At 69.8% G+C, this 24,468-nt stretch carries 24 protein-coding genes and 1 tRNA gene; 9 read left to right on the top strand and 16 right to left on the bottom strand.

Features of this window, described 5'->3' with window-relative positions; all coding sequences use genetic code 11:
- Nucleotides 1-116: 116 nt before the first annotated feature.
- From BIU90_RS10075 to BIU90_RS10065, 3 genes are all read right to left on the bottom strand, one after another.
- Nucleotides 117-1,046, bottom strand: coding sequence for a MoxR family ATPase (locus tag BIU90_RS10075; protein ID WP_083403911.1), 930 nt, complete (start codon nt 1,044-1,046; stop codon nt 117-119).
- A gap of 254 nt (nt 1,047-1,300) precedes the next feature.
- Complete coding sequence (locus tag BIU90_RS10070) at nt 1,301-2,302, bottom strand: sugar phosphate isomerase/epimerase (RefSeq protein ID WP_071300087.1); 1,002 nt, start codon at nt 2,300-2,302, stop codon at nt 1,301-1,303.
- The gene (locus tag BIU90_RS10065) at nt 2,299-3,540 is read right to left on the bottom strand and encodes a Gfo/Idh/MocA family protein (RefSeq protein ID WP_071300086.1); all 1,242 of its coding nucleotides are present in this window, start codon (nt 3,538-3,540) and stop codon (nt 2,299-2,301) included. Before BIU90_RS10065 ends, BIU90_RS10070 begins: the two co-directional genes overlap by 4 nt.
- 143 nt (nt 3,541-3,683) lie before the next feature.
- On the opposite strand from BIU90_RS10065, the gene BIU90_RS10060 reads away from it, so the two are divergent.
- Together BIU90_RS10060 and BIU90_RS10055 are read left to right on the top strand one after the other, a co-directional pair.
- Nucleotides 3,684-4,685, top strand: a complete 1,002-nt coding sequence (locus tag BIU90_RS10060; RefSeq protein WP_083403858.1) for a LacI family DNA-binding transcriptional regulator — start codon at nt 3,684-3,686, stop codon at nt 4,683-4,685.
- Between the two features lie 364 nt (nt 4,686-5,049).
- Entirely contained in the window at nt 5,050-5,265 is a 216-nt protein-coding gene (locus BIU90_RS10055; protein WP_139195218.1) for a hypothetical protein, read from the top strand.
- A 70-nt stretch (nt 5,266-5,335) separates the two neighbouring features.
- On the opposite strand, the gene BIU90_RS10050 is transcribed toward BIU90_RS10055, so the two are convergent.
- The 5 genes from BIU90_RS10050 to BIU90_RS10030 form a co-directional block, all read right to left on the bottom strand.
- Nucleotides 5,336-5,424: transfer RNA gene (locus BIU90_RS10050), tRNA-Ser, on the bottom strand.
- 560 nt (nt 5,425-5,984) lie between these two features.
- Nucleotides 5,985-7,286 carry an LCP family protein gene (locus BIU90_RS10045; RefSeq protein WP_071300083.1) on the bottom strand — a complete coding sequence of 434 codons (1,302 nt, stop codon included), beginning with the start codon at nt 7,284-7,286 and terminating at the stop codon, nt 5,985-5,987.
- Nucleotides 7,287-7,447: 161 nt separating this feature from the next.
- Nucleotides 7,448-8,761 (bottom strand): LCP family protein, encoded by a 1,314-nt coding sequence (locus BIU90_RS10040; protein WP_083403857.1) that lies wholly within the window; start codon nt 8,759-8,761, stop codon nt 7,448-7,450.
- A gap of 199 nt (nt 8,762-8,960) precedes the next feature.
- The gene (locus tag BIU90_RS10035; RefSeq protein ID WP_071300082.1) at nt 8,961-9,626 is read right to left on the bottom strand and encodes a GntR family transcriptional regulator; all 666 of its coding nucleotides are present in this window, start codon (nt 9,624-9,626) and stop codon (nt 8,961-8,963) included.
- A 228-nt stretch (nt 9,627-9,854) separates the two neighbouring features.
- A complete protein-coding gene (locus BIU90_RS10030) occupies nt 9,855-11,318 on the bottom strand; it encodes an MFS transporter (RefSeq protein ID WP_071300081.1) in 1,464 nt (487 codons plus the stop codon).
- 285 nt (nt 11,319-11,603) lie between these two features.
- Here BIU90_RS10030 and BIU90_RS10025 point away from each other — a divergent pair, with 285 nt between their 5' ends.
- From BIU90_RS10025 to BIU90_RS10015, 3 genes are all read left to right on the top strand, one after another.
- Nucleotides 11,604-12,803, top strand: coding sequence for a cobalamin-independent methionine synthase II family protein (locus BIU90_RS10025; protein WP_071300080.1), 1,200 nt, complete (start codon nt 11,604-11,606; stop codon nt 12,801-12,803).
- Between the two features lie 130 nt (nt 12,804-12,933).
- On the top strand, nt 12,934-14,319 hold the full coding sequence (locus BIU90_RS10020; RefSeq protein ID WP_071300079.1) for an ATP-binding protein: 1,386 nt from the start codon (nt 12,934-12,936) through the stop codon (nt 14,317-14,319).
- Complete coding sequence (locus tag BIU90_RS10015) at nt 14,312-16,348, top strand: VWA domain-containing protein (RefSeq protein WP_071300078.1); 2,037 nt, start codon at nt 14,312-14,314, stop codon at nt 16,346-16,348. The genes BIU90_RS10020 and BIU90_RS10015 overlap by 8 nt, the downstream gene beginning before the upstream one ends.
- 72 nt (nt 16,349-16,420) lie before the next feature.
- Here BIU90_RS10015 and BIU90_RS10010 read toward each other — a convergent pair whose 3' ends face one another.
- Genes BIU90_RS10010 through BIU90_RS10000 form a run of 3 tightly spaced genes read right to left on the bottom strand, consistent with a single transcriptional unit; the run spans nt 16,421 to nt 18,486 of the window.
- Nucleotides 16,421-17,158: an SCO1664 family protein gene (locus BIU90_RS10010; RefSeq protein WP_071300077.1), complete on the bottom strand. Its 738-nt coding sequence runs from the start codon at nt 17,156-17,158 to the stop codon at nt 16,421-16,423.
- A gap of 23 nt (nt 17,159-17,181) precedes the next feature.
- Entirely contained in the window at nt 17,182-17,709 is a 528-nt protein-coding gene (locus tag BIU90_RS10005; RefSeq protein WP_071300076.1) for a DUF3090 domain-containing protein, read from the bottom strand.
- Nucleotides 17,710-17,742: 33 nt separating this feature from the next.
- Complete coding sequence (locus tag BIU90_RS10000; protein WP_071300075.1) at nt 17,743-18,486, bottom strand: MSMEG_4193 family putative phosphomutase; 744 nt, start codon at nt 18,484-18,486, stop codon at nt 17,743-17,745.
- Between the two features lie 72 nt (nt 18,487-18,558).
- On the opposite strand from BIU90_RS10000, the gene BIU90_RS09995 reads away from it, so the two are divergent.
- The gene (locus BIU90_RS09995) at nt 18,559-19,017 is read left to right on the top strand and encodes a GtrA family protein (RefSeq protein WP_071300074.1); all 459 of its coding nucleotides are present in this window, start codon (nt 18,559-18,561) and stop codon (nt 19,015-19,017) included.
- A gap of 3 nt (nt 19,018-19,020) precedes the next feature.
- Entirely contained in the window at nt 19,021-19,449 is a 429-nt protein-coding gene (locus BIU90_RS09990) for a BLUF domain-containing protein (RefSeq protein ID WP_083403856.1), read from the top strand.
- A 3-nt stretch (nt 19,450-19,452) separates the two neighbouring features.
- Here BIU90_RS09990 and BIU90_RS09985 read toward each other — a convergent pair whose 3' ends face one another.
- The gene (locus BIU90_RS09985; protein WP_071300073.1) at nt 19,453-20,070 is read right to left on the bottom strand and encodes a TetR/AcrR family transcriptional regulator; all 618 of its coding nucleotides are present in this window, start codon (nt 20,068-20,070) and stop codon (nt 19,453-19,455) included.
- 9 nt (nt 20,071-20,079) lie between these two features.
- The gene (locus tag BIU90_RS09980; protein WP_071300072.1) at nt 20,080-20,730 is read right to left on the bottom strand and encodes an SDR family oxidoreductase; all 651 of its coding nucleotides are present in this window, start codon (nt 20,728-20,730) and stop codon (nt 20,080-20,082) included.
- A 123-nt stretch (nt 20,731-20,853) separates the two neighbouring features.
- On the opposite strand from BIU90_RS09980, the gene BIU90_RS09975 reads away from it, so the two are divergent.
- Entirely contained in the window at nt 20,854-21,783 is a 930-nt protein-coding gene (locus BIU90_RS09975; RefSeq protein WP_071300347.1) for an NADP-dependent oxidoreductase, read from the top strand.
- A 386-nt stretch (nt 21,784-22,169) separates the two neighbouring features.
- A complete protein-coding gene (locus tag BIU90_RS09970; protein ID WP_175470185.1) occupies nt 22,170-23,036 on the top strand; it encodes a hypothetical protein in 867 nt (288 codons plus the stop codon).
- Between the two features lie 262 nt (nt 23,037-23,298).
- Here the strand turns inward: BIU90_RS09970 and BIU90_RS18325 are convergent, their stop codons facing one another.
- Genes BIU90_RS18325 through BIU90_RS18315 form a run of 3 tightly spaced genes read right to left on the bottom strand, consistent with a single transcriptional unit; the run spans nt 23,299 to nt 24,463 of the window.
- Complete coding sequence (locus tag BIU90_RS18325; protein WP_139195215.1) at nt 23,299-23,718, bottom strand: DUF4304 domain-containing protein; 420 nt, start codon at nt 23,716-23,718, stop codon at nt 23,299-23,301.
- Nucleotides 23,719-23,728: 10 nt separating this feature from the next.
- The gene (locus tag BIU90_RS18320; RefSeq protein WP_139195214.1) at nt 23,729-23,977 is read right to left on the bottom strand and encodes a hypothetical protein; all 249 of its coding nucleotides are present in this window, start codon (nt 23,975-23,977) and stop codon (nt 23,729-23,731) included.
- Between the two features lie 39 nt (nt 23,978-24,016).
- Nucleotides 24,017-24,463, bottom strand: a complete 447-nt coding sequence (locus BIU90_RS18315) for a hypothetical protein (RefSeq protein ID WP_139195213.1) — start codon at nt 24,461-24,463, stop codon at nt 24,017-24,019.
- Nucleotides 24,464-24,468 lie beyond the last annotated feature (5 nt).

Raw genomic sequence — 24,468 nt, 5'->3', positions numbered from 1 at the left:
TCGCGGAAAGGGCGTCCGCCGCAGCATGGAGCTCGCCCGGCGTGCCCACCGCGACAGCACCGAATGCGCGGCTCCCGCGCGTCGGAGCATCGGCGAGCCCACCGGCGTGCGGGACATCAGGAGCGGACGGGTGCGGCGGTGAAGGGCACGGCGGTCTCGGCGACGACGCGGACGACGATCTCCCGCGCGGTGTCCTCGGCGGAACCCCCGAGTCCACGAGCGACCGGGACCAGGCGGTGTGCCAGCACGATCGGCGCGAGCTCGGCGACGTCGTCCGGGGTCACGAACGGTCGGCCGAGCAGCGCGGCGTGTGCGCGGGTCGCCTGGGCCAGGTGCAACGTCGCACGCGGGCTGGCACCGAGCACCAGGTCGGGATGGGTCCGGGTGGCCCGGACGATCGCGATGACGTAGGCCTCGACGTCGGGAGCGATGTGCACCTGACGGACGGCCCGCACCATGCTCCGCAGGGTCGCCACGTCGACGACGGGCCGCACCGACTCCAGCGGGTCCCGACCACCACGAGCGGTGAGCATGCGGCGTTCGGCCTCGACGCTCGGGTACCCCATCGCGATGCGCGCCATGAAGCGGTCGCGCTGCGCCTCGGGCAGCGGGTAGGTGCCCTCCATGTCGACCGGGTTCTGGGTGGCGACGATCATGAACGGCGAGTCGAGTGCACGCGTCACGCCGTCGACGGTCACCTGCGACTCGGCCATCGCCTCGAGCAGGGCCGACTGGGTCTTCGGGCTCGTGCGGTTGATCTCGTCGCCGATCACGACGTTCGCGAACACCGGACCGGGCGAGAACCGGAAGGTCCCGGAGGACTGGTCGAAGATGTTCACCCCGGTGACGTCCGACGGCAGCATGTCCGACGTGAACTGGATGCGGTTCACCGATCCGCCGACCGAGGCGCCGAGGGCCTTCGCCAGCACGGTCTTGCCGACGCCGGGCACGTCCTCGACCAGCAGGTGTCCTTCGGCGAGCATCACCGTCAGCGCCGTGCGGATGGCGTCGGTCTTGCCGTCGACGACCGTCGCGACTGCGGACATGATGGCCGCACCGGCGTCACGCACCTGGTCGACGGGGAAGGCGAGGTCGGGGGAATCCGGCACGCAGGTCTCCTCGGTTTCGATGTCCGCGCATGCTACATCGGGCCGGTGACAGCAGCCGGAGGATGTGTCACCGATGTGCCTGCGGTGCCATGAGGGTCGGACGGGAGGCCCGATGCAGGTGCGCAGATCGGCGCACCGGCACCGGGCCTCCCGTCCGGATCACGCGTCTCGTGACGCGCGGGTCCGCCGGTTCACGACGTGGCGAGCGCCGCGTCCGCGGCCGTCAGGACGCGCGCCGCTGCGGCGACACCCTCCTCGCGGCCGAGCTCGGTGTCCTCGTGCTCGATGTTCACCCACATGTCGGGGTCGACCTCGTGCAGCGCCCGGAGGAACTCCGTCCAGTACGCCTGGTCGTGCCCCTTCCCGAGCGCGACGAAGTCCCACGCCGACGGCTTCGGCCACTCGTTCGCCCACTCGTCGCCGCCGAGGTTCGTCCGGGGCTCGTCGGGTGCCAGCCGGCGGAAGGAGTTGTCGAGCACGCCGTTGATCGCCGCGTGCGGGTTGATGCGGACGTCCTTCGCGGCGGCGTGGACCACGAGCGGACCGAGGTCGCGCACGACGGCGACCGGGTCCATCTGCTGCCAGAACAGGTGCGATGCGTCGAGCTCCACCCCGACGTTGGTCAGGCCACCGCGGGACACCAGCTCGCGGATCGTCGCCGGGTTGAAGACGACGTTCTGCGGGTGCAGCTCGAGGGCGACCTTGACGCCGTGCTCCCGGGCGAGGGCGTCGATCTCCTGCCAGAAGGGCACGGCGACGCTCCACTGGTACTCGATGACGTCGAGCGCGGCGGAGTTCCACGCGTTGACGATCCAGTTCGGCCGCGTGCCGCCCGGCTCCCCCGCCGGCAGCCCCGACATCGTGACGACGCGGTCCTGGCCGAGGCGTGCCGCGACCAGGATGCTGCGCCGGACGTCCTCGGCGTGTGCCGGGCCGATCGCCGGGTCGGGATGCAACGGGTTGCCGTTGCAGTTGAGCCCCGCGATGGACACCCCGGTGCCGTCGAACTGCGCGAGGAAGGCGTCCCTCGCCTGGTCGGACGTCAGGATCTCGTCGACGTCCGGCACGTGCACGGGTGGCAGGAACCCGCCGGTGTTCAGCTCGATGCCGGTCAGCCCGTTGTCCGCGATGGCACGCAGCGCGTCGGCGAGCGGACGGTCGTGGAAGATCGCGTTGTAGAGGCCGAGTCTCATGCGTGCTGCTCCTGCGTCGTGGTGGCGCTGCCGGTGGTGGACCTGGCGGGGATCGTCTGGGCGGTACCGCCGCCCGCGGCGGACCGTGCCACCGCGTCGAGCACCCTCATGTTGTGCAGCCCGTCCGCGAAGGTCGCGTTGGCGGGCAGCGGGTCGTCCGTGTTCCCGACGACCTCGTCGAGGAAGGCGCGCGCCTGGTACTCGAACATCTGGTTCTGGCCCCAGCCGACACCCGGGGCGTCCATCGCCATGCCGCCGGCCACGTAGGGGTGGTCGGGGCCGAGCACGACCTGCCGGTACCCACCGAGTCGGGAGCCGTCGGACTGCAGCGCGAGGCCGATCTCCGCGGGACGCTCCTGGTCCCACCGGGCAGCGCCGCGCTCGCAGAACACCTCGACCACCAGGCCGTTCGGGTGCCCACTGGCGACGCGGGAGACCTCGAGCGAGCCGACCGCGGTACCGTCGCCGAAGCGCGCGCTGAACGTGGCGTAGTCGTCGTTCTCGACCGTCGCGGTCTCCCCCGTGACCGCGGCCTGCTGTCCGCGCAGGACGTGCCCGGCGGCGACCGGCCGCTCGGTGATCGTCGTCGTGAAGGTGCCGCCCGTGACGCTCGTGACGTCCCCGGCCAGGAACTCGGCGACGTACGTCAGGTGCGAGCCGACGTCGGCCAACGCACCGGTCCCGGGTGCCCCGGCGAAGCGCCACGAGAACGGGACGTCCGGCGACGCGCCGTAGTCCGTCCAGTACCGACCCGAGACGTGCAGCACGCGGTCGAGGGTCCCGTCGCCGACGAGCTGCTCGATCGCGGCGAGCCCCGGCGCCCGTCGGTACGTGAAGCCGACGCGCGCGACCTGCCCGCGCGCGGCGGCGGCCTCGGCAGCGGTGACCATCGCGCGGGCGTCGTCCAGCGAGTCGGCCAGCGGCTTCTCGCAGAGCACGTGCTTGCCCGCGGCCAGCAGCCCCTCGACGATCTCGCGATGCAGGCGGTTCGCCACGACGACGCTCACGACGTCGATGTCGTCCGCGGCCGCGATCGCCTGCCAGTCGGTGTCGTGTCGGGCGTACCCGAACCGTGCGGCCGCCTCGGCAGCGAGCGGCTCGAACACGTCGCCGACCGACACCAGCCGGACGGGCGGCAGGGTCGAGCCGAACAGGGACGGGGCGTTCCGCCATGCCGCCATGTGGGCCTTGCCCGCCATGCCGGCGCCGATGACGGCCACGCCGATGCTGTCGCGCATGGGTGATCCTCTCCACGTCGTTGTGTGGTGCTGGTGCTGGTGCTCGTGCCGTTTTGTAGCGGTCTCGGCGCGTCACTCTGGAACGTTCCAGAGCACCCGGCTGTACTGTAGCCGGACGAACCCATGTCCTGTCAAGGAGCACCGTGACGAACCGACGACTGCCGACGATCATCGACGTCGCCGCCCGCGCCGGGGTGTCGAAGTCGCTCGTGTCGATGGTGATGCGCGACGACCCCGGGGTGTCCGGCCCCCGTCGTGCGGCCGTCCTCGCCGCCGCGGCCGACCTGGGCTACCGGCCGAACCGTGCCGCCGCGATCCTCGCCGGCACCCGGACCCGCACCATCGGGGTCGTGATCGACGACTTCCGGAACCCCTGGTACGTCCCGATGCTCGACGGCATCCGCAGTGCCCTCGAACCGCACGGCCTCCGACTCACGCTGGCCGACACCACCGCGAACGCCCACCTGGCATCGTCCCCGTTCGACGACCTGGTGTCGCTCCGGGTCGACGGCGTGGTGCTGGCGGCCGAGAGCTCCGACGACCTCGAGGTCCCCGTTGACATCCCCGTGGTCGTCGCCGGCGTCCGGGCACTCGCTCCCCACGGCGTCGACGTCGTCGCCTCGGACGAGGCCGCCGGCGCCCGCGCAGCGACGGAGCACCTCCTCGCCCTGGGGCACCGGTCCGTCGCCCACCTCAGCGGGACGGGAGGCTCCGCTGCTGCCCGGCGCGACGCCACCGTGTCGACACTGGTCGCCGCCGGCATCGCCCCGGTCGTCGTCGGCACCGGCGACACGTCCGAACAGGCCGGGTACGCCCTCACGACGGCGCTGCTGCGGGACCGGCCCGGCGTGACGGGCGTGTTCGCGGCGAACGACGTGATGGCGATGGGCGCGATCGCGGCCGTGCGTGCGTCGGGGCTGCGGGTGCCGGAGGACGTGTCGGTGATCGGGCACGACGAGACCCCGCTCGCCGGGTCGCCGCTCGTCGACCTGACGACGATCGACCCGCACAACGACGAGGTCGGCCGGCTCGCCGCACTCCGGCTCGTGTCCCTGATCGGCGCGACCGAGCGGCCCGCGCCCGACGTCACGCTGGTGTCACCCACGCTCGTGGTGCGGGGCACGACGGCGCCGCCGCGGTCGTAGCGCCGGTCGCGGCGGGTGGCGGGGCTGGCGGCGGGCCCGGCGCCGGTCACCCGTCGGCTGGCTGGCGTGCGCCGGTCGCCTGCCGCATTGCACCCGTTCGCAGACATCGCACCCCGTCACCCCGGGGTGCGATGTCCGCACAGGGGTGCGACGCCGCCGGAACAGGCACGGCTCGACCCGCATCGCGCCCGCACGCCGGCTTCACGACCACCGTCCGGGCGACGCACGGGTGATGCGACTACTGTCCCCGTCAGGTGACCCAGACCCGGCCGCTGGAACGATCCTCGTTGCGAAGCCGACCGGAAGCCCTCATGCAAGCACCACCCAACCCCACCCGCACCACGTCTGTCCCGAGGTGCGCACGATGACGCTCCTCGACGGCATCTCCTGGGTCGAGGTCGACGCGCACCACTGGGAGGGCTCCTCGGGCCAGGTCCTCGTGGGCGTCGTCAGCTGGCAGGACGGCTACGTGCTGCGCTCCAGCGGCGGCGAGGTCAACGGCACGCACAGCACACTCGACAGCGCGAAGGCGCAACTCGAGAGCTGGATCCGCTGGCTCGACTCGACCAGCACGACCTGACGTCCGTCGCGAACGGAAGAAGCCCCTCCGGCCCACGTGTTCGTGGGGATCGGAAGGGCTTCTGGGAGTGCGGAGACGGAGGGATTTGAACCCTCGGTCCCCTAAAGGGGACTCCACCTTAGCAGGGTGGTGCACTCGGCCGGACTATGCGACGTCTCCATGCGCCCTCGCGGACGCAGCCTCCACCATACAGGAGGACGCGGGCTCTCTCGACCCGGAGTCGCGTCGCGCTTCTCGGAGGGTCCCCTGAAGTGGGGACATCTGGGGGTTGTCCACGCGTACCCCACCCCGTATGGTCATCGAGACGCGGCGATCACGTTCCGGGGCTCGTCCCCGTCTGTCGCGACACAGCACCCAACGTCGCTCCCTGGCCTGGGCCCGGCTCGCCCGATGATCGGCGCCCGCCGCGGAGCGACCCTCGCGGGGGCGTGGCTCCGGCCGCGTCCCCGCTTCCTCGTCCCGGGAGCGCCCGCGCCGGCGCTGCCCCACTGCCCGCTGCCCCGCCAGGTCACATCGCGCGCAGGAGGTTCAATCGCGCGTCCGTGGTCGGAAGTTCCTGCCTCCGAGGCGCGTTCCGACCTCCCATCGCGGCTGACATGGGAAGGAACGCGCCAGACGCGCCCGCCTGGAGGCCCGGAGCGGCTCCGGCGGACCGGCACCGGGCCTCCAGGCGGTCGCCACCCAAGCGTCCGCCGGCAGCCGCCCGCCACACCAGCGCCCTACGAACCGAAGGCCTTCGAGCAGGTCTCCTGCGCAGCCGACTGCCCCTGCAGCCCCTCGATCGTGGCCGCGCCCGCCGACGCCGACGCCGACGGAGCCCCAGCTTCCGGGGCCTCCGGCGCCGCGCGGGCAGACGGTGCAACCGGTGCAGCAGCCGCCGACTCACTGGGCGCGGCAGTCGCTCCCGGCGCGGACTCCGACCCGATGCCCGTGCTGCCGGCCCCGAGCGAGAACGACTTGTCCGCTGCGATCGCGGCGAAGAGTTCGTCGGCCAGGTACTTCGTCGGCTGCACCTTGCCCGCGTACACCCCGGTCCCGCTGGTCGTGCCCGGGTACTGCACGAAGTTCACCTGGTCGAGCGGCAGGTCCTGCAGCGCCCGCCCCATCTGCACCATCGTCCCGACGTCGTTCAGGCTCTGCGACAGCTGCATGTTCGACGCGGCCGCGCGTGCGAGCTTGTAGAGCGTCGCCGGCGATGTCAGGGTCTCGTTGGACTTGACCGTGCGCAACAGCGAAGACAGGAAGACCTGCTGACTCGAGATGCGCCCCAGGTCGGACCCGTCCCCCACGCCGTGCCGCGTCCGGAGGAACTCGAGCGCCTGCTCACCCTGCAGCGTCGTCGTCCCGGCGGGCAGGTCGAGGCCGGTGTAGCGGTCCGTGATCGGCGACGCGACGCAGACCGGCACGCCACCGATCGCGTTCGACATCTCGATGACCCCGTTGAACGAGACCGCGGCCGAGTACTGCACGTCGAGCCCGGTCAGCCCCTGCACGGTCTGCACGACGCAGTTCAGGCCGCCCTCGCCCCATGCGTCGTTGATCGGCCGCGCCGCCATCGCCGACGTCGTCCCCGAGCCGTCCGGCTTCTCGCACGCCGGGATCGGCGTGACGAGGTCGCGGGGGATGCTCACCGCGGTGGCGTTCGTGTGGTCGGCCGAGACGTGCAGCAGGATGTTGACGTCGTTCAGGGTCGCGTCCCGCGCGCCGTACTGCGTGCCCTGGGCGGGGTCGTTGTCGGTCCCGACGACGAGCATGTTGAAGCCGCCCTGGTAGGCGCTCAGCACGTCGCCCGCGGGCTGGACCGCCGGCTGCCCCTGGATCTGCACGCCCTCGCCCAGGTCGTCGGTGACCTGCTTCGCAGCGATCGCCGCGACCGAGGCGGACCCGACCAACGCGACCGCGAGCGTGCCCGACAGCACCTTCGCCAGGGTCCCCCAGGGGCTGCGCCGTGGCAGCCGTCCGTGTCGGGCGATCCCGTCGGCTCGGTTGAGTCGGTGGGAACGGTCACGGACGTCGTTCACGGGCACTCCTGTCGTCGGCGGACACGATGACGCGAGGCGCCCTGCGCGCCGTGCGTCGGGACCCGCGCTCGGGCCGGGGAGGCCACGCCGCGGGGTCGGCAACCGGACAAGGCTGCCACAGATCCGCCTGGCGGTTGGGTGTGGATCCGCCCACGGGTGGATCAGCGCGCGGCGACGGCGCAGGTCTTCTGCTTGGCGGTCTGCCCCGTCACCCCGGACATCTCCTGTGGTGCGGACGACGCGGACGACCCGGCATCCGCGGCCGGACGGGAGGCGCTGCTCCCCCGGTCCGCGCGGCTCGCGTCCGATGTCCCGTCGCCTGCAGTGCCGCCGGTCGCGTCCGTCGCGCCGCGTCCGGTCGCACCGGCATCGAGCCTGAACGGACGGTCACCCCGAACGGCATCCATCAGCTTGTCCGCGGTCGCACGATCGGGGACGACCTTGCCGGGGAAGGCCGGGTCGGTGACGCTGCCGGGGTACTGCACGAAGGTGATGTGGTCGAGGCCGATCCCGTCGAAGGCCCCGGCCATGTCCACCATCGTCGAGGGCTTCGCGAGCGAGGTCGACAGGGTGATGTTCTTCGACGCCGACTTCGCCAGGCCGTACAGCTTGCCCGGGTCGCTCAGCGTGCCTTCGCTCTTGACCTTCCGGAGGAGCGACGACAGGAACTGCTGCAGGCTCGAGATCCGCGACAGGTCGCTGCCGTCACCGACGCCGTGCCGGTCACGCAGGAAGGCGAGTGCCGTCGCGCCGGACACGGTGTGCTCCCCCGCGGACAGTTTCAGGCCGGTGAACGGGTCGTCGACGGCGTCGGTCACGCACACGGGCACGCCGCCGACCGCGTCCGACATCCGGATCACGCCCGCGAAGCTGACCTGGGCCGCGTAGGGGACGTCCATGCCGGTGACGTGTTCGATCGTCTTCACCACGCAGTCCATGCCGCCCCGCCCGTAGGCCTGGTTGAGCGGGGTGTCCGTGACGGAGGATTCCTTCCCGCACGCGGGCTGGTCGACGATCAGGTCGCGGGGGAAACTGACCGCCACCGCCTGGGTGTGGTCGGCCGAGACGTGCAGCAGCACGTTCGAGTCGTTGAGCGTCGCACCGCGGTCGCCGTAGGCCTGCCCCTGCGCGGGGTCGTTGTCGGCACCGATGGCCAGCACGTTGAAGGCGCCGTCGGTCGAGGCCCCTCCGCCGATGTCGACCGCCCGCTGCTGGAACCCGTGGCCGACGTCGTACGCGGCGTAGGCGGAGAGGGACGTCGCACTGGCCACGGCGACCGCCGCCACCAGCCCGATGCCCGTCGCCAGACGGCGGACCCCGAACTCACCCCGACCACGCCCGTGACGCGCACCGCTGACGCGGAACCCCGGTCCGGAGACGACCGCGGGCCGGCGGCGGGCATCCAGCACGTCGTCGAAGCGCGTGCGCGCGCCGGACGTCGCTCGGTCTCGGTACGGACCGTCGGGATCGGTCACGGCGGGCTCCCTCCGAGTGGCGTCGACCGGCCACTCGCGGGGGGACGATACCCGACGACCAACGCGCCGCCCGGCAACCACGCGGCCCGGCGTGCCCTGTTCGGGGGCCAGCCACACCCGACCGTGGGCACGGTCGCACCTGATTCGTCGGCACAGCCGCACCCGGCCGTGGGCCCCGCAGCCCTGGATCAGCGTGCGGTCATGCGGACTCCCTCGTCCGGAAGCGGTCGGGCAGCACGATCAGGCACGCCCCGAGCTCGCGCACCAGCTGCGCACAGGTCGCCAGGTCGTCATCCATGGCCGCGTCTCGTGCACGGTCGAGCAACCGCAGTCGACGCCGCCGGTCGACCACCGCGTCGATGCCGTTGGCGGCCGCAACGTCGTCCGTGTAGAAGACGTCGAGCACGGGACGCTGCGCCGCGAGCAGATCGGCGCTGACCGACGATCCCGCACGGCGCAGGAGCCAGGCACCGAGCTCGACGAAGGCCCCGGCTTCGGACAGACAGTCGCGGATACTGACGGGATCGAACCGCTCGGTCGAGTCCCCAGCGCGGGCCGGGGGCTCGGCGAGCATGGCGCACCCGAGCCGGATCCGTTCCGTCATCTGCTCGATCGACCAGTGCGCGATGACCACCCCCACGTACCGCTGCACCGACACGAGCCGGAGTGCCTCGAGGGGGACGAGGGCTTCGCGCACCGGGGTCCGCGAGACGCGCATGTCGTCAGCCAGGGCGTCGAGCCGGAGCCGCTGCCCGCGGCGGTACTCCCCGAGCAGGATCCGTTCGAGCAGCCGGAGGAAGACGGCGTCGCGCAACAGGCTGCGCGGCAGACCGTCTCGTTCGCGCGACCGCCGCTCGGCCGTCATCGTCCCACCGTCGAACCCCTGCCACCAGCGTCACGCATGGCGACCGCTCCCACTGCCCGCGCAGGACGACCGGTGGACATCCGGCCGCAGCCCGGCCCTGTGGAGGACCGAGCCCTTCACGCCGTCTCGCATCACTGCACTCCCGCTGTCGTGACCCCCGACGGGGATCGATGGGAGTGAGCGTTGCAGTTCCGGCGCTCAGCCGCTAAACATTCCGTATTCCGGATGTCAGCGCTTGGCGTCCTCCTTCTTGACGATCACCGAGAGCGGCTGGGTGACGTCCTCCAGGCCCTTGCGCGCCGCGTCGACGCCGAAGATCAACGCGACGATGCCGCCGATGATCATGATGCCGGCGCCGAGCAGGTAGCCCCAGAACAGCGGCTCGCGCGAGGTCCCGTCACCGATCAGCGCGCCGTAGATCGTCGGCGCGATCGCACCGAAGACCTGCGCCAGCGCGAAGAAGTACGAGATCGCCTGCGACCGGAGCTCGAGCGGGAAGATCTCGCTCACCGTCAGGTACGCGCTGGACGCCCCGGCCGAGGCGAAGAAGAACGAGACGCACCAGAACAGCACCTGCACGGTCGCACTGATGGCGTCGGCCTGGAACAGGAACGCCGACACGGCGAGCACGAGCCCGGAGATCAGGTACGTCGAGAAGATCATCTGCCGACGCCCCCACGTGTCGAACAACCGGCCGAGCAGGAGCGGGCCGAGCAGGTTGCCGATCGCGAACGGGAAGAAGTAGACCGCGGTCTCCGAGGTCTTCAGGCCGAAGAAGTTCGTCAGCACCAGCGCGTACGTGAAGAAGATCGCGTTGTACAGGAACGCCTGCGTGATCATCATCGTCGCTCCGACCAGCGTGCGCGTCGGGTACTGCTGGAACAGCACCTTGACGATCGTCCGGAACCGCACGTTCTCCATCGGCGTGACGGTCATCGCCTTGGACTCGTCGACGGGGTCCAGCGGCTTGCCCGACTCCCGCTCGACCTCGGCCTCGATCCGGCTGACCGTGGCCTCGGCCTCCTCCTGCTTGCCGTGCGTCATCAACCACCGCGGACTCTCGGGGATGTGCCGACGCAGGAAGATGATCGCGATGCCGAGCACCGGGCCGAGGAAGAACCCGATCCGCCAGCCGACGTTCTCGGCGAAGATCGACGTGTCGAGCAGGTAGATGTTCGCGAAGGCGCCGAGTGCCGCGCCGCCCCAGTACGTGCCGTTGATGGCGATGTCGACGTGGCCGCGGTACTTCGCCGGGATGAGCTCGTCGATGGCCGAGTTGATCGCCGCGTACTCGCCGCCGATGCCGAGTCCGGCGATGAAGCGGAACACCGCCAGGAACCAGAAGTCCTGCGCGAAGCCGGCGATGCCCGACCCGATCAGGTAGATCGCCAGCGTCAGGATGAAGAGCTTGCGCCGCCCCAGCTTGTCGGACAACCGCCCGAAGACGAGGGCACCGATGACCTGTCCGAACAGGTAGATCGTGCCGAGGGTCGTGACCTGCTGCGTCGACAGACCGAGGTCCGCCTGGAACCCGGCGTTCGACACGATCTGGATCTCGAGGCCGTCCAGGATCCACGAGATCCCGAGGCCGACGATGACGCTCCAGTGGAACTTCGTCCACGGCAGTCGGTCCATCCTGGCCGGGACCAGGCTCTTGACCTGCCCCTCCTGCAACCCGCTCGCGCTCGTCATCCCGTCCTGCTCCTCACCCGCCGGACGCGCTCAGGTCCGACACAGATGGAGAACGTACGCCCGGATCGCTGCGGTGGTTCGCGGTCGGAACGACACGCGTCGGGCAGTGGTCTCCCGACGCGGAGCCGGATCCCCCTAGTTCCAGATCCGGCTCCGTCGCCGGTGGCGGCACCGACGACGCACTACGCGCTCGGGCTGACCCTGTGAATGATCATCGCGGTTGCTATGAGAAGAAACAAGTCCCGCGGTGGAACGACGTGTGAACGGCGCCGGTACCGTGGCAACGTGCCGACCCAGAACTCGACAGACCGCATCCTGACGACCCACACCGGTTCGCTGCCCCGCACGCCCGAGCTGTCGGCGCTGCTCGTCGCCCGAGACCAGGGCAAGCCGTACGACGCAGCAGCGTTGGAGGCCGAGATCGCCGCGGTCCTGGCGCGGACCGTCGACGCCCAGCTCGACGCCGGCATCGACGTCGTCAACGACGGCGAGGTCCCCCGCGTCGGCTTCTCGACCTACATCCGTGAACGCCTGACCGGATTCGGTGGCATCGGCCACCGGAAGCCCACGCTCGACTCGCTGAAGTTCCCGGACTACGCCGCGTTCCAGGCCAAGCAGATCGACGAGGGCGCCGAGTTCGCCCGCGTCTGGGACACCCCGCTCGCGCAGGGCCTGCTGCAGTACGACGAGGAGCGCGCCGGCATCCGGTCGGACCTGGACGGCTTCGAACGCGAGCTCGCCCGGAACACCGCCGCGGGTCGCACCCCCGCCGGCACGTTCATCTCGGCGGCCACACCCGGCATCGTCGCCACCACGCTGCTGCTCGACGACGCGAACCCGCACTACGCCGACCACCGCGAGTACGTCTTCGCCCTGGCCGAGCAGCTCCGGGTCGAGTACGAGGAGATCGTCGGACGCGGGCACGTCCTGCAGCTCGACGCACCCGACCTGGCGATGGAGCGCGTGATCCACTTCGGCGACGCTCCGCTGGAGACGTTCCTGGACGCGGTGGACCTGCACGTCGACGCGCTGAACCACGCGCTCCGGAACATCCCGAAGGAGCAGACCCGCCTGCACGTCTGCTACGGCAACTGGCAGGGACCGCACCAGGACGACGTGCCGGTCGACGTGCTCCTGCCGCACCTGTACCGCGCCGAGGTCGGGGCCTTCAGCATCCCGTTCGGCAACCCGCGGCACGCGCACGAGTTCCCGGCCTTCCGCGACCAGCCCCTGCCCGACGGCGCGGTCCTGGTCCCGGGCGTGATCGACGTGACCACGAACTACCTCGAGCACCCGCAGCTCGTCGCCGACCGCATCGTCGCAGCCGCCGAGGCCGTCGGCGACCCGACCCGCATCGTGGCCGGGACCGACTGCGGGCTCGCGACGTTCGCCAGCTACGAGTTCGTCGCGACGGACGTCGCGTGGGCGAAGCTCCGCGCGCTCACCGAGGGCGCCGAGATCGCGAGCAAGCGGCTGTTCGGCTGACGGTCCGAGACCGCCCCACTGCCGGTCTGGAGGCTCGGTGCCAGCTGGCACCGAGCCTCCCGTCCGTCGGCACTCGCCCTGGGCGAACAGGTGGGCCGGTTCGTCGGCGGTCAGGCGTAGCGTCAGAGACGTGACCCGACCCTCCATCAGAACGGTCGGCGAGCTCCGCGCCTCTGGCCATGTCCAGAAGACGGTCCGCGCCGAGATCCGCGACAACCTGCTCACCGCCCTGCGCCAGGGCACCGACCCGTGGCCCGGCCTGCACGGCTTCGCCACCACCGTCGTCCCGCAGCTCGAACGTGCCCTGATCGCCGGACACGACGTCGTCCTGCTCGGCGAGCGCGGCCAGGGCAAGACCCGCCTGCTCCGCACGCTGCAGGGCCTGCTCGACGAGTGGACGCCGGTCATCGCCGGGTCCGAGCTCGGCGAGCACCCCTACGAATCCATCACCACGGCCAGCATCCGTCGTGCCGAGGAGCTCGGCGACGCGATGCCGATCGACTGGTGGCACCGCGACGGCCGCTACGTCGAGAAGCTCGCGACCCCCGACACCAGCGTGGCCGACCTGATCGGCGACGTCGACCCGATGAAGGTCGCCGAGGGACGCAGCCTGGGCGACCCGGAGACCATCCACTTCGGGCTGATCCCCCGCGCACACCGCGGCATCGTCGCCATCAACGAGCTGCCCGACCTGGCCGAACGCATCCAGGTCGCGATGCTCAACGTGATGGAAGAGCGCGACGTGCAGATCCGCGGCTACGTGCTGCGCCTGCCCCTCGACGTCCTGGTCGTGGCCAGCGCGAACCCCGAGGACTACACGAACCGCGGCCGGATCATCACGCCGCTCAAGGACCGCTTCGGGGCCGAGATCCGCACGCACTACCCGATCGAGCTCGACGACGAGATCGCCGTCATCCGACAGGAAGCGCACCTGAGCGCCGACGTGCCGGACGCCCTGGTCGAGATCCTCGCCCGGTTCACCCGGGCGCTCCGCGGGTCCAGCGCGGTCGACCAGCGCAGCGGCGTCAGCGCCCGCTTCTCGATCGCCGGCGCCGAGACCGTCTCCGCCGCAGCCGTGCACCGCGCCGCGCGCCAGGGCGAGACCGAACCCGTCGCCCGACCGATCGACCTCGAGACCGCGGTGGACGTCCTCGGCGGCAAGATCGAGTTCGAGTCCGGGGAAGAGGACCGCGCCGACGAGGTCCTCGAGCACCTGCTCCGGACCGCGACCGCCGAGACCGTCCGGTCACGGCTGCGCGGGCTCGACCTCGGCCAGCTGGTCGAGGCGCTCGACGGCGGCACGATGGTGACCACTGGTGAGCAGGTGTCGGCGCGGGCGTTCCTCGAGGGACTCCCCTCGCTCGGCGAGTCCGACCTCTACGACCAGATCTGCGAACGACTCGGCGCCACGAACGACGGCGAACGGGCCGGCGCGATCGAACTCGCGCTCGAGGGCCTGTTCCTGGCACGCAAGATCAGCAAGGAGTCCGGCGGAGGCGAAGCCGTCTATGGCTAGCCGCCAGAACCGTCGGTTGTCGCGGGACACCCGGTACGGCCGGTACGAGGGCGGTCCCGACCCCCTCGCGCCGCCCGCCGACCTGTCCGAGGCACTCGACGCCATCGGGCAGGACGTCATGGCCGGGTACTCCCCCGAGCGTGCCATGCGGGAGTTCCTGCGTCGCGGAGGCCGTGACCAGCGCGGCCTCGACGACCTCGCCCGACGGGTTGCCGAGAAGCGCCGCGAACTCACCGCGAAGAACAACCTCGACGGCACGCTGCAGCAGGTCAAGGAGCTGCTCGACGAGGCCCTGCTCGCCGAACGGGGGCAACTCGCCCGCGACACCGACCTGGACGACGGCGACCGTGCCCTCGCCGAGATGCAGCTCGACAGCCTGCCGCCCTCGCCGGCGGCTGCGGTGACCGAGCTCGGCAGCTACGACTGGAAGAGCCCGACCGCCCGCCAGAAGTACGAGGAGATCAAGGACCTGCTCGGGCGCGAGATGCTCGACCAGCGCTTCGCGGGGATGAAGCAGGCGCTCGAGAACGCTTCGGATCAGGACCGCGCCGACGTGCAGGCGATGATGCAGGACCTCAACCAGCTGCTCGAGGACCACCGCGCCGGCACCGACACGCAGGAGCAGTTCGACGCGTTCATGCGGCAGCACGGGGAGTACTTCCCGTCGAACCCGCAGAACGTCGACGAACTGCTCGACGACCTCGCTGCCCGGTCGGCAGCGGCCCAGCGGATGCGCAACTCGATGACCCAGGAGCAGCGCGACGAGCTCGATGCCCTGGCGCAGCAGGCGTTCGGCAGCCCCGACCTCATGGGCGCCCTGTCCCAGCTCGACGGCAACCTGCGGGCACTCCGACCGGGCGAGGACTGGGGCGGCTCCGAGCGGATGGAGGGCGACCAGGGACTCGGCCTCGGCGACGGCACCGGGGTGTTCCAGGACATCGCCGACCTCGACGCCCTCGCCGAGCAGCTCGCACAGTCCGGCCCCGGCTCCGACCTCGACGACCTGGACCTCGAGTCGCTCGCCCGGCAGCTCGGCTCCGAGGCCGCCGTCGACGCCCGGACGCTGCAGCAGCTCGAGAAGGCCCTGCGGAACTCCGGCACGATGCGGCGCGGTGCCGACGGCCAGTTCAAGCTCACGCCCAAGGCCATGCGGCAGCTCGGCAAGAGCCTGCTCAAGGACGTCGCCCAGAAGATGTCCGGCCGTCAGGGCGCCCGCGACCTCCGCCGCTCCGGCGCCGCGGGCGAGGCCTCCGGCGCCACCCGCCAGTGGGCCTTCGGCGACACCGAGCCGTGGGACATCCCCCGCACCGTCACGAACGCCGTCACCCGGACCGCCGCGACCGGGCGGACCGGTGCCGGGGTCCGGCTGACGGTGGACGACGTCGAGGTCCAGGAGACCGAGGCCCGCACCCAGGCCGTGGTCGCGCTGCTGGTCGACACGTCGTTCTCCATGGCGATGGAGGACCGCTGGGTCCCGATGAAGCGCACCGCCCTCGCACTGCACACGCTGATCTCGACGAGGTTCCGCGGCGACGACCTGCAGCTCATCGCCTTCGGGCGTGAGGCCGAGGTGATGGACGTCGAGCAGCTCGTCGGGCTCGACGCGATGTGGGACAAGGGCACGAACCTGCACCATGCGCTCCTGCTGGCGAACCGGCACTTCCGCAAGCACCCGACGGCCCAGCCGGTGCTGCTCATCGTCACCGACGGCGAACCCACGTCGCACCTCGAGCCGAACGGGCAGGTGTACTTCAGCTACCCGCCGGACCCGATGACGATCGCGCTGAGTGTCCGCGAGCTCGAGAACGCGCACCGCCTCGGAGCGCAGACGACGTTCTTCCGGCTCGGCGACGACCCGGGCCTCGCCCGCTTCATCGACGGGATGGCGCGCCGGGTGGACGGCACGGTCACCGCGCCGGAGAACGACGACCTGGGTGTCGCGGTCGTCGACTCGTACCTCGGATCGCGCCGCGGTGGCGGCGGCTTGTTCCGTGACGATGACTGGGGCGGATTCGGCCGCTTCGGCTGACGACGGACGCCCTGACGGACGGGAGGCCCGTGGCGACGCCGCTACGGGCCTCCCGTCCGTCTCGTGGTGCGTCTAGAACAGGGGCCAGGGGACCGCTGGCCCGTAGCCGTTCGGCGGCGGGAAGGCCGCGACTGCAGCCAGCGCGGCGCACCGCGCCTCGAGGTTGTCGATCTCGTCGACGGTCAGGTGCTCGGTGAGGGCTTCGCCCAGGTCGCCGTGGAGCGCCTCGGTGACCCGAGCGACCCCGGCCAGTTCGTCGGCGGTGAGCGGCTCGCCGACCCAGCCCCACAGCACCGTGCGGAGCTTGTGCTCGACGTGGAAGGTGAGCCCGTGGTCGACGCCGAACCGGTGCCCGTCGGGCATGGCGAGCACGTGGCCGCCCTTGCGGTCCGCGTTGTTGACCACGACGTCGAAGACCGCCATGCGCCGGAGGGCCGCCGTGTCCTCGTGCACCAGGGTGACGGGGCGGTCGTGCTCGTCGATGGCCTCGAGCACCGACTTCATACCGGACTGCTCGGCCGTCTCGACCGGGACGACGTCGACCGCGTCCTGGTCCGGGTCGACGTCCTGCCAGCGCTGCACCATGCCGCGGCCGAGTGGTCCGTCGCCGAGCCAGGTGGGCGGGACCACGTGCCAGCCGAACGCCTCGGACACCAGGAATGCGGCGTACTCGCGGCCGGCCAGGGTGCCGTCGGGGAAGTCCCAGAGCGGCTTCTCGCCGGCGATCGGCTTGTAGACGACCTCGTGGCCGTCGAGCTCGGCGAGGAAGGTGGCGTTCGAGGCCTCGCGGATACGCGCGACGAGTTCCATGCCGCCCGTGTCCGGACTGGTGCTCACAGGGAGCCGGGCGGCCGTCCGGCGGCGACGACCTCGCGGGTGCGTTCCACGAAGGCGCGCGCGGTCCCGACCGGGATCTTCACCTGCAGGAGCTCCGCCGGTTCGGGGATCTCCACGACGGCCTCGACCTCGCCGTCGACGTCCTCTTCCTCGGCCAGGATCTCGACCTCGTCGTCGATCGGGTAGGCCTCGATGACGACCTGCGCCGTGGCGGGGTCGAAGCCCAGGCTCAGCGCGCCGGCGCGGAACTCGGCCTCGACGGGCTGGTCGAGCGGCTCGACGTCGTACAGCTCGCGCGGGACAGTCGGCGGGACGCTGAAGCGGTTGTCCTCGACCGTGGCGACCTCGTCGAGGAGTTCGTCGAGCTTCTCCGCCAGCACGGCGGACTGCTCCTTCTCGAGGGCCACGCTCACGACGCGGCGGCCGTCACGGGCCTGCAGGTAGAAGGACCGCTCCCCCGGGCGCCCGATGGTGCCGACGACGAGACGGTCCGGCCAGTCGAAGCCGTGGACGATGGTGGGCATACCCGCATTGTAGGAGCGGGCGGCTGCGTCCGTTCAGGGAGTCGCGGTACCGGGCTCGTCCCCCGGCGCGGGCGGCTGGTCGTCGGCACCGGGATTGCCCGCGCCACCGCCGACCGCCGCGTCACCACTGGGCGCCGGCGCCTTCGCCAACCAGGACAAGTCGCCGGAGTCGGTGTTCGTGGCGACGACCTCGGGGCGGTGCTCGCCGTACCGGACGACCGACACCGAAGCCGGCCCGACCGTGATGCGCTGGAACAGGTCCAGGTGCATGCCGAGGGCGTCAGCCAGCACGGCCTTGATGATGTCGCCGTGGCTCACCGCCACCCACACCGCGGCAGCGCCGTGCTCGGCCTCGATCTGCGCGTCGATCCGGCGGATGGCTGCGACTGCGCGGGACTGCATCGTCTGCATGGACTCGCCACCAGGGAAGACGACGGCGCTCGGGTTCGCCTGCACCACCCGCCACAGCGGCTCCTGCGCCAGGTCGCTGAGCTTGCGGTTCTGCCACTCGCCGTAGTCGGCCTCGGTGATCGCGCGCTCGATGCGCTGCTCGGGGTCGCCGTGCTGGAACGCGGTGATCGCACGCGCCGTCTGTCGACACCGCTCGAGCGGGCTGGACACCACCGCGACGACGGGTACCTCGGCGATGCGCTCCGCCGTCCGCGCCGCCTGCTGCTTGCCGACGCTGTCGAGGGCGACGCCCGCGGTCCGTCCCGCCAGGAGTCCGGTCGCGTTCGCGGTGGTGCGTCCGTGCCGGACGAGGAGGACGGTCGCCATGTCCCCGATCCTATTCGCGCGCCGTCGGCACCGATCAGCCAGGTCCCGGGACCTGCCGTCATACTGGAGGCGATGGATGCTGTGTTCCGGTTGTTGCGCCGATACCCCTCGGCGGGTCGGTTCCTGGTCGTCGGCGGCATCGGCTTCCTGATCACGATGGTGATCAACTACGGCCTGAAGCTCTTCGTCATCCCGCAGCACCCGGTGACCGCGCTGGTCATCGGCACGGTCGTGGCAACGGTCGTGTCGTACTGGATGAACAAGAAGTGGTCCTTCGGCGACCGCGGCGGTCGGCACACCGGGCTCGAGATGCTCTACTTCGTGATCGTCAGCGCGATCGGCATCGGCCTCAACTCCGCGCCGCTCTGGCTGTCGCGCTACGCCTTCGGCCTCGAGGTCCCCCACGTCAGCCTGGCCACACAGGAGATCGCGGACTTCGTCAGCGGCCCGGTCATCGGGACCATGATCGCGATGGTGTTCCGGTACTGGGCGATGGCTCGGTGGGTGTTCGTCCAGCGGGCCGAGGTCTGATCCGTGCTGGTCTCCATCGTCTACATGAGCCGCGCCGTCGACGACTTCGACGACGCCGCGATGACCGAGCTCCTGCACGGCTCACGGCTGCGCAACGAGGCGCTGGGTGTCTCCGGCCTGCTCGTGGCGAAGGGCGGGCGGTTCATGCAGCTGCTCGAGGGGCCGGCGTGGAGCGTCGACGACCGCTACGCCGCGATCGCCCGCGATCCGCGACACACTGCGCTGACGTCACTCATACGCGAGGACATCGACGTCCGACGGTTCGACGGCTGGTCGATGGCCTACCGTGCCCTGGACGAGACCGACCTGGCATCCGAGGACGGCTTCAGCCCGTTCCTGTCCGGCGGCTCGGACTTCCCGCCGGAGTTCGACCGCACGAGCGCCGCGTGGCTGCTCCGGTGGTTCCGGGACCGCGAACTCCACGACGTCTGAGCCTCAGCCCCCGAAGGTCTCCTCGACCACCCGCAGCAGACGGTCTCGGTGGGCACGTTCGGCGACGCCGTGCACCAGCACCTGCCACATCGTCCCCACGGCGGGCAGCAGGTCAGCGCGACCCGACCGCACGTTGGACACGAGCTGCACGCCGGTGAAGTACGGCACCAGGGTCGCGCCGAGCGCCTCGGGAGGGACGTCGGAGCGGACCTCGCCGCTCGCGACGGCGAGTCGGAAGACGTCCACGACACCGGCGATCCACTGTTCGTAGAAGCTCGCGGTCTGCTGGGCGAGCACCCCGTGCTCGAGTGAGATCCGGATGCCCGCCCGGACGACCACGTCGGTCATCAGCAGACCGGCGACCCCGCGCGACGCATGGATGAGCGTCACGAGCGGGGACGGGTCACTCGACTCCAGCGCGTGGAAGGTGCGCACGTTCTGCTCGTCGATGACGGCCAGCGCGAGCGCGTGCTTCGTCGGGAAGGTCCGGTGCAGCGTGCCCTGCGGTACGCCGGCCTCCCGCGCGATCCCGGCGATGCTCGCCGTCGCGTACCCGTCGCGGTCGAAGACGACCGCCGCGGCCTCGACGATCAGCGCGCGACGGCCCTGGTCCGCGTGCATCCGCGCCGGTCAGGCCTGGTCGGCGCGGATGAAGTCCGCGACCGGCGTGCTGCCGCTGTTGAAGCGGAAGGTGCTGCCGGCGCTGCCGCTCGACTCGAGGACGTCCGCGATCACATGGGCCACGTCGCCGCGGGAGACCTTCGCTCCCGTGCCGTCCCAGTCGACGGCGCCGGTGGGCGCGTCGTCCGTCAGGGTGCTCGGCGCGACGATCGTCCACTCGAGTCCGGAGTCACGGACCACCGCGTCGGCGATCATCTTCGACTGGGCGTAGGCGAAGAAGTCATCGTCCTGCGGGATGCCGTGGTCGAGCTCCGAGCCGGACCAGGAGACCATCACGTAGCGCTCGACCCCGGCACGGGCGGTTGCCTGCACCGAGAGCACCGCGGCGTCACGGTCGATGGCCCAGGTGCGGTCGACCGAACCGCCACCGGCACCCGCGGACCACAGCACCGCGTCCTTGCCGCGCACCAGGTCCTCGAACCCGGACAGGGTGAGCTCCTGGATGTCGGCGACCGCGGCCTCGCCACCGTGCTGGGCGATCTCGTCCGCCTGCTCGGGCTTCCGGATCACCGACGTGACGTGGTGCCCACGCTCGGTGAGGATGCGCGTCGCGAGGAGTGCGACCTTGCCGTGGCCGCCGAAGATGATGATGTCGCTCATTGCAACGACGCTACGCGCGGCCGCTCGGAACTGGATGGCCGGAACCTGTTGCTTCGAATTCGCAGCAGTGGTACGGTCATGGTCAATGCTTCGAACTCGAAGCAACAACGAGAGGTGACGATCATGCGTGCAGTGCAGTTCCGCGAAGTCGGCGGGCCCGAGGTCCTCCGGTCGGTCGAGCTCGACCAGCCCACCCCCACCGCCGGACAGGTCCGGATCCGGGTCGCAGCGTCGGCGTACAACGCGGCCGACGGCGGGATGCGCGGCGGGTTCCTGCCGATCCCCGTCCAGCTCCCCCACGTGCCCGGGTACGACGTGTCCGGCACGGTCGACGCGCTCGGCGACGGTGTCGAGGGTCTGGCCGTCGGCGACGCGGTCGTCGGCTTCCTGCCGATGGAGCGTGACGGCGGCGCAGCCGAGTTCGTCGTCGCACCGGCGGAGGCCCTGGTCGCCGCTCCGACGAGTCTCCCGCTGGCGGACGCGGCAGCACTGCCGTCCGTGGCGCTCACCGCCTGGCAGGCGCTGTTCGACGAGGGACAGCTGCGGGCCGGGCAGCGCGTGCTGATCGTGGGCGCGGGTGGTGTCGTCGGGAAGTACGCGGTCCAGCTCGCCGCGCGCGCGGGGGCCATCGTCGTCGCGACCGCCAGCCCGCGCAGCGCCGAGGCCGTCCGTGTTGCCGGAGCCCACCAGGTGATCGACCACACCACGACGGACCCGTTGGACGCCCTGGACGGTCAGGTCGACGTGTTGCTCAACCTCGCCCCGATCGAGCCCGAGCAGTTCGCCGCCGACGTGGCCGCGGTCCGCGACGGCGGGATCGTCGTGAGCACCACGGCGTTCATGGCCACCCCGGGCGACGACGCACGTGGTGTGCGGGCGGCGACGGTGTTCGTGCTGCCGAACCGCGAACGGCTGACGGAGCTGGTGTCGCTCGTCGACGCCGGGGAACTCACCGTCGAGGTGACGCGGCGCATCCCGCTCGCCGAGCTGCCGGCGCTGCACGCCGAGGCCGAGGCCGGTCGGGTCGCCGGCAAGGTGATCGTCCTGCCGTGACGGCGCTGATGGTGGCGGAGCTTGTGGCAGTTCGCTTCAGCCGCCTGGGTGCTGGTCTCTGGATGGTCTCGCTGGGAGGGTTGCATACGCCCGGGAGTGCGGATTGCATCCGGTGAGAGGATCGAGCGGTGATTCTGCGACGGCGGCGGCTCGCGTAGCGAGTGTGCTGGCGTGAGGGGGGCCGTACGGCGAAGACAAGGTTCGATGCGGGGTTGATGACGTCGAGTGAGGCGTGGCGGACGATCCGGTCGTTGCGAGCAGATCCGCCGTCGCGTGTCTCGGAGTCGTTCAAAGAACGTGGTCGGCGCCGTGTTTGGCATGCGGGGCTTGAGCAGGCTCAGCAACAGTTTGATGCGGCTGCTTCTGTCGGTTACGACAGTCGCCCGTTGAACTTGTTCTATGGGCTGTCGCAGGCGGGTAGAGCGATCGCCGCAGGAAGTCATCGGTTGTCAGGGCGCGCGACGTGGCAAGCATCGGGTCACGGGATCAAATTCTCTGAGGGTCGGGTGCGCAGCGACGGTCTTTGGGGTTCGGTGTCGAAGGTGGTGCCGACGAATGACGACCTGTTCTCGGTGGTCGGAGCGGCACTCGGTTATCCCGTCGGTGGTGGTGGTGCGGCGGTCGGGGCGCTTGTGTCGCAGCTGCCTGAGTTCCAGTACGAGTTCGGGGTGGTTGGTGGAGAGCTTCCTGCCCTCTCACTGCACGGTATCTCCGCGCAGGTGCCGCAGCTTCCTCCGCCCGCCGGGCTGGACGTGACGTTGCCCGGGGTGACGCTGACGTCGGAGACGACTGCGGACGAGATCAGCCGTGTGAGTGAGAGGTACCCGGCGCTCGGTGGGTTGCCGCCGTGGATCGGGTCCGATGGGACGGTGCTCGGGTCCGTGGGCACCGGCACCGTGATCCTGCAAGTCGATGACCGGGAGCGCCTCGCCTTCGATGGAGCGTGGTTCAAACCGGTCGGTATGCGCCGGTACCGGCGCCACTCGTTCATTTTTCCGAGGATTGCCGGCCTGGACGAAGAGCTGCATCCGCTGCAGTCGTGGTGGTTGGTACTCCACGCGTTGTCGATTCTCACGCGGTATGCGCCGGACGTTCGGACTCAGATGCTGACGATCTCCGAGAGCCGTGATGCTTCGCGGATTGAGTTTCTGCTGGACACCGCGCTATCTGCTGTGCCGGAGCTGATCGCGGAGGTTATCGACGAAGAGTTGCAACAAGAGGGGTTCGAGGCAAGTGAGTCTGATGCATCATGATTAAGGTGTCATGCGAGCTCCACGTCGGGCACTTTGCGTCAACGACCATGGCCGCGCGCCTTCGCTAGTCGCATTTGTGGTTGCAGCGCCCTGCTCCGCAACGCTCCCCTAAACAAGGGTCAGTGTGTGGAAATCTTCACGACCACGCGATCGCCGTTCCCTACTTCGGCTGCGGTGGTCTGAACGTCCTCAGCCTAGTTGCGTACCAAGAAAAGCCATAGCTCATCGCTCGTTCCGTACCCTGCGTGCGGCTGCATAAGAATCAGGCGCGGTCGTCGACCCGAAAAAAGTTTGACGCAGCTTCAGTCACGTAGCCGATCTCTAACAGCTTGTGCCCCTCTGCGGAACGCAAGTAATCGGAATCCAGTTTTTCAACTAAAGGTATTGCGTGTATATGAAGGAAGTCGGAGATCTTCGATTCCACAAATGGGTCCGCTTCTTTGAAGGATATCCCGACCTTATCGACATCAATCCAGTAGTCAATACGGGTCGAGACGTCAGGTTTTTGCGACCCGATCAACGTAAGTTCAATATCGACGAAATATTCGGTGCCAAATCTGGACTTGAGCAGTTGCAGAGAAACGATGAGATCAGCTTTTGTTATGGACCAGCGCTTCCCTTTGCGTCGATATCGAAGTGGGCTGAGGCGTTCTGCAAACAAAGACACGATGCGATCGACCATCCTGCACTCCTTATTGCTTCTTGTAAGGCGGGTAGGTGATGAGACTACCCGTCCAGCGCTTCCCTGTCGGGTAGGCCTTATTCAGCGCTTTGATATAACGCTTGAGTTGCGCTTTGCCGTTTCGGATTTGACGCGCGAGCCGGGCGGTGCCGGTCTGCTGCAGGTAGTTCATTCGTATCCGCAGATACTGCCCGGCGACGACGGTGAACGACTTCCTCGCACCCGCGATTTGATGGCCGCCATCTTTCCAGACGTTCATGACGAGCTGATCCTTGACTCATATCACCACCCCCGCACTCTAATCAGCTGAGCCGTTCGAGATATTGCGCAGATGACGCTTAGCACGCATGAGCTTGAAGAAACTCAGCCCATACAAAAGAGTGATTGCCGTCAATACGCCCGTGACACTCCCGATCAGGAATGAATCGATCTGCGATGAACCCGACCAGATATGGACAAAAGAACCAAAGCAAATCAAAGTTGACAAAAAGGATAGCACGAACAACGCGCCGCTCAGAAACGGCCGCGCAGTCATCTTCCACCATGGCCTCGAACCGGTGGCTTCATCGCGACCCCGAAAGAGCCGCCCGCCCGCGATCACCGCCATGACAAGAGCAATCCCTCGAGCAGTGGCCGCCGTAGCGAATGGGACATCAAGAAATCGCATCACTAACCCCAGCCCGAAGTAGCCTACGATCACGGCGGCGATGAAAGCAACCTTTGACCAAAAACGTTGAATATACATAACTG

Source organism: Curtobacterium sp. MCBA15_001 (assembly GCF_001864835.1).
Lineage (GTDB): Bacteria > Actinomycetota > Actinomycetes > Actinomycetales > Microbacteriaceae > Curtobacterium.
Note: the sequence above shows the minus strand (reverse complement) of the source record. Positions and strands in the feature narration are given on the sequence as shown.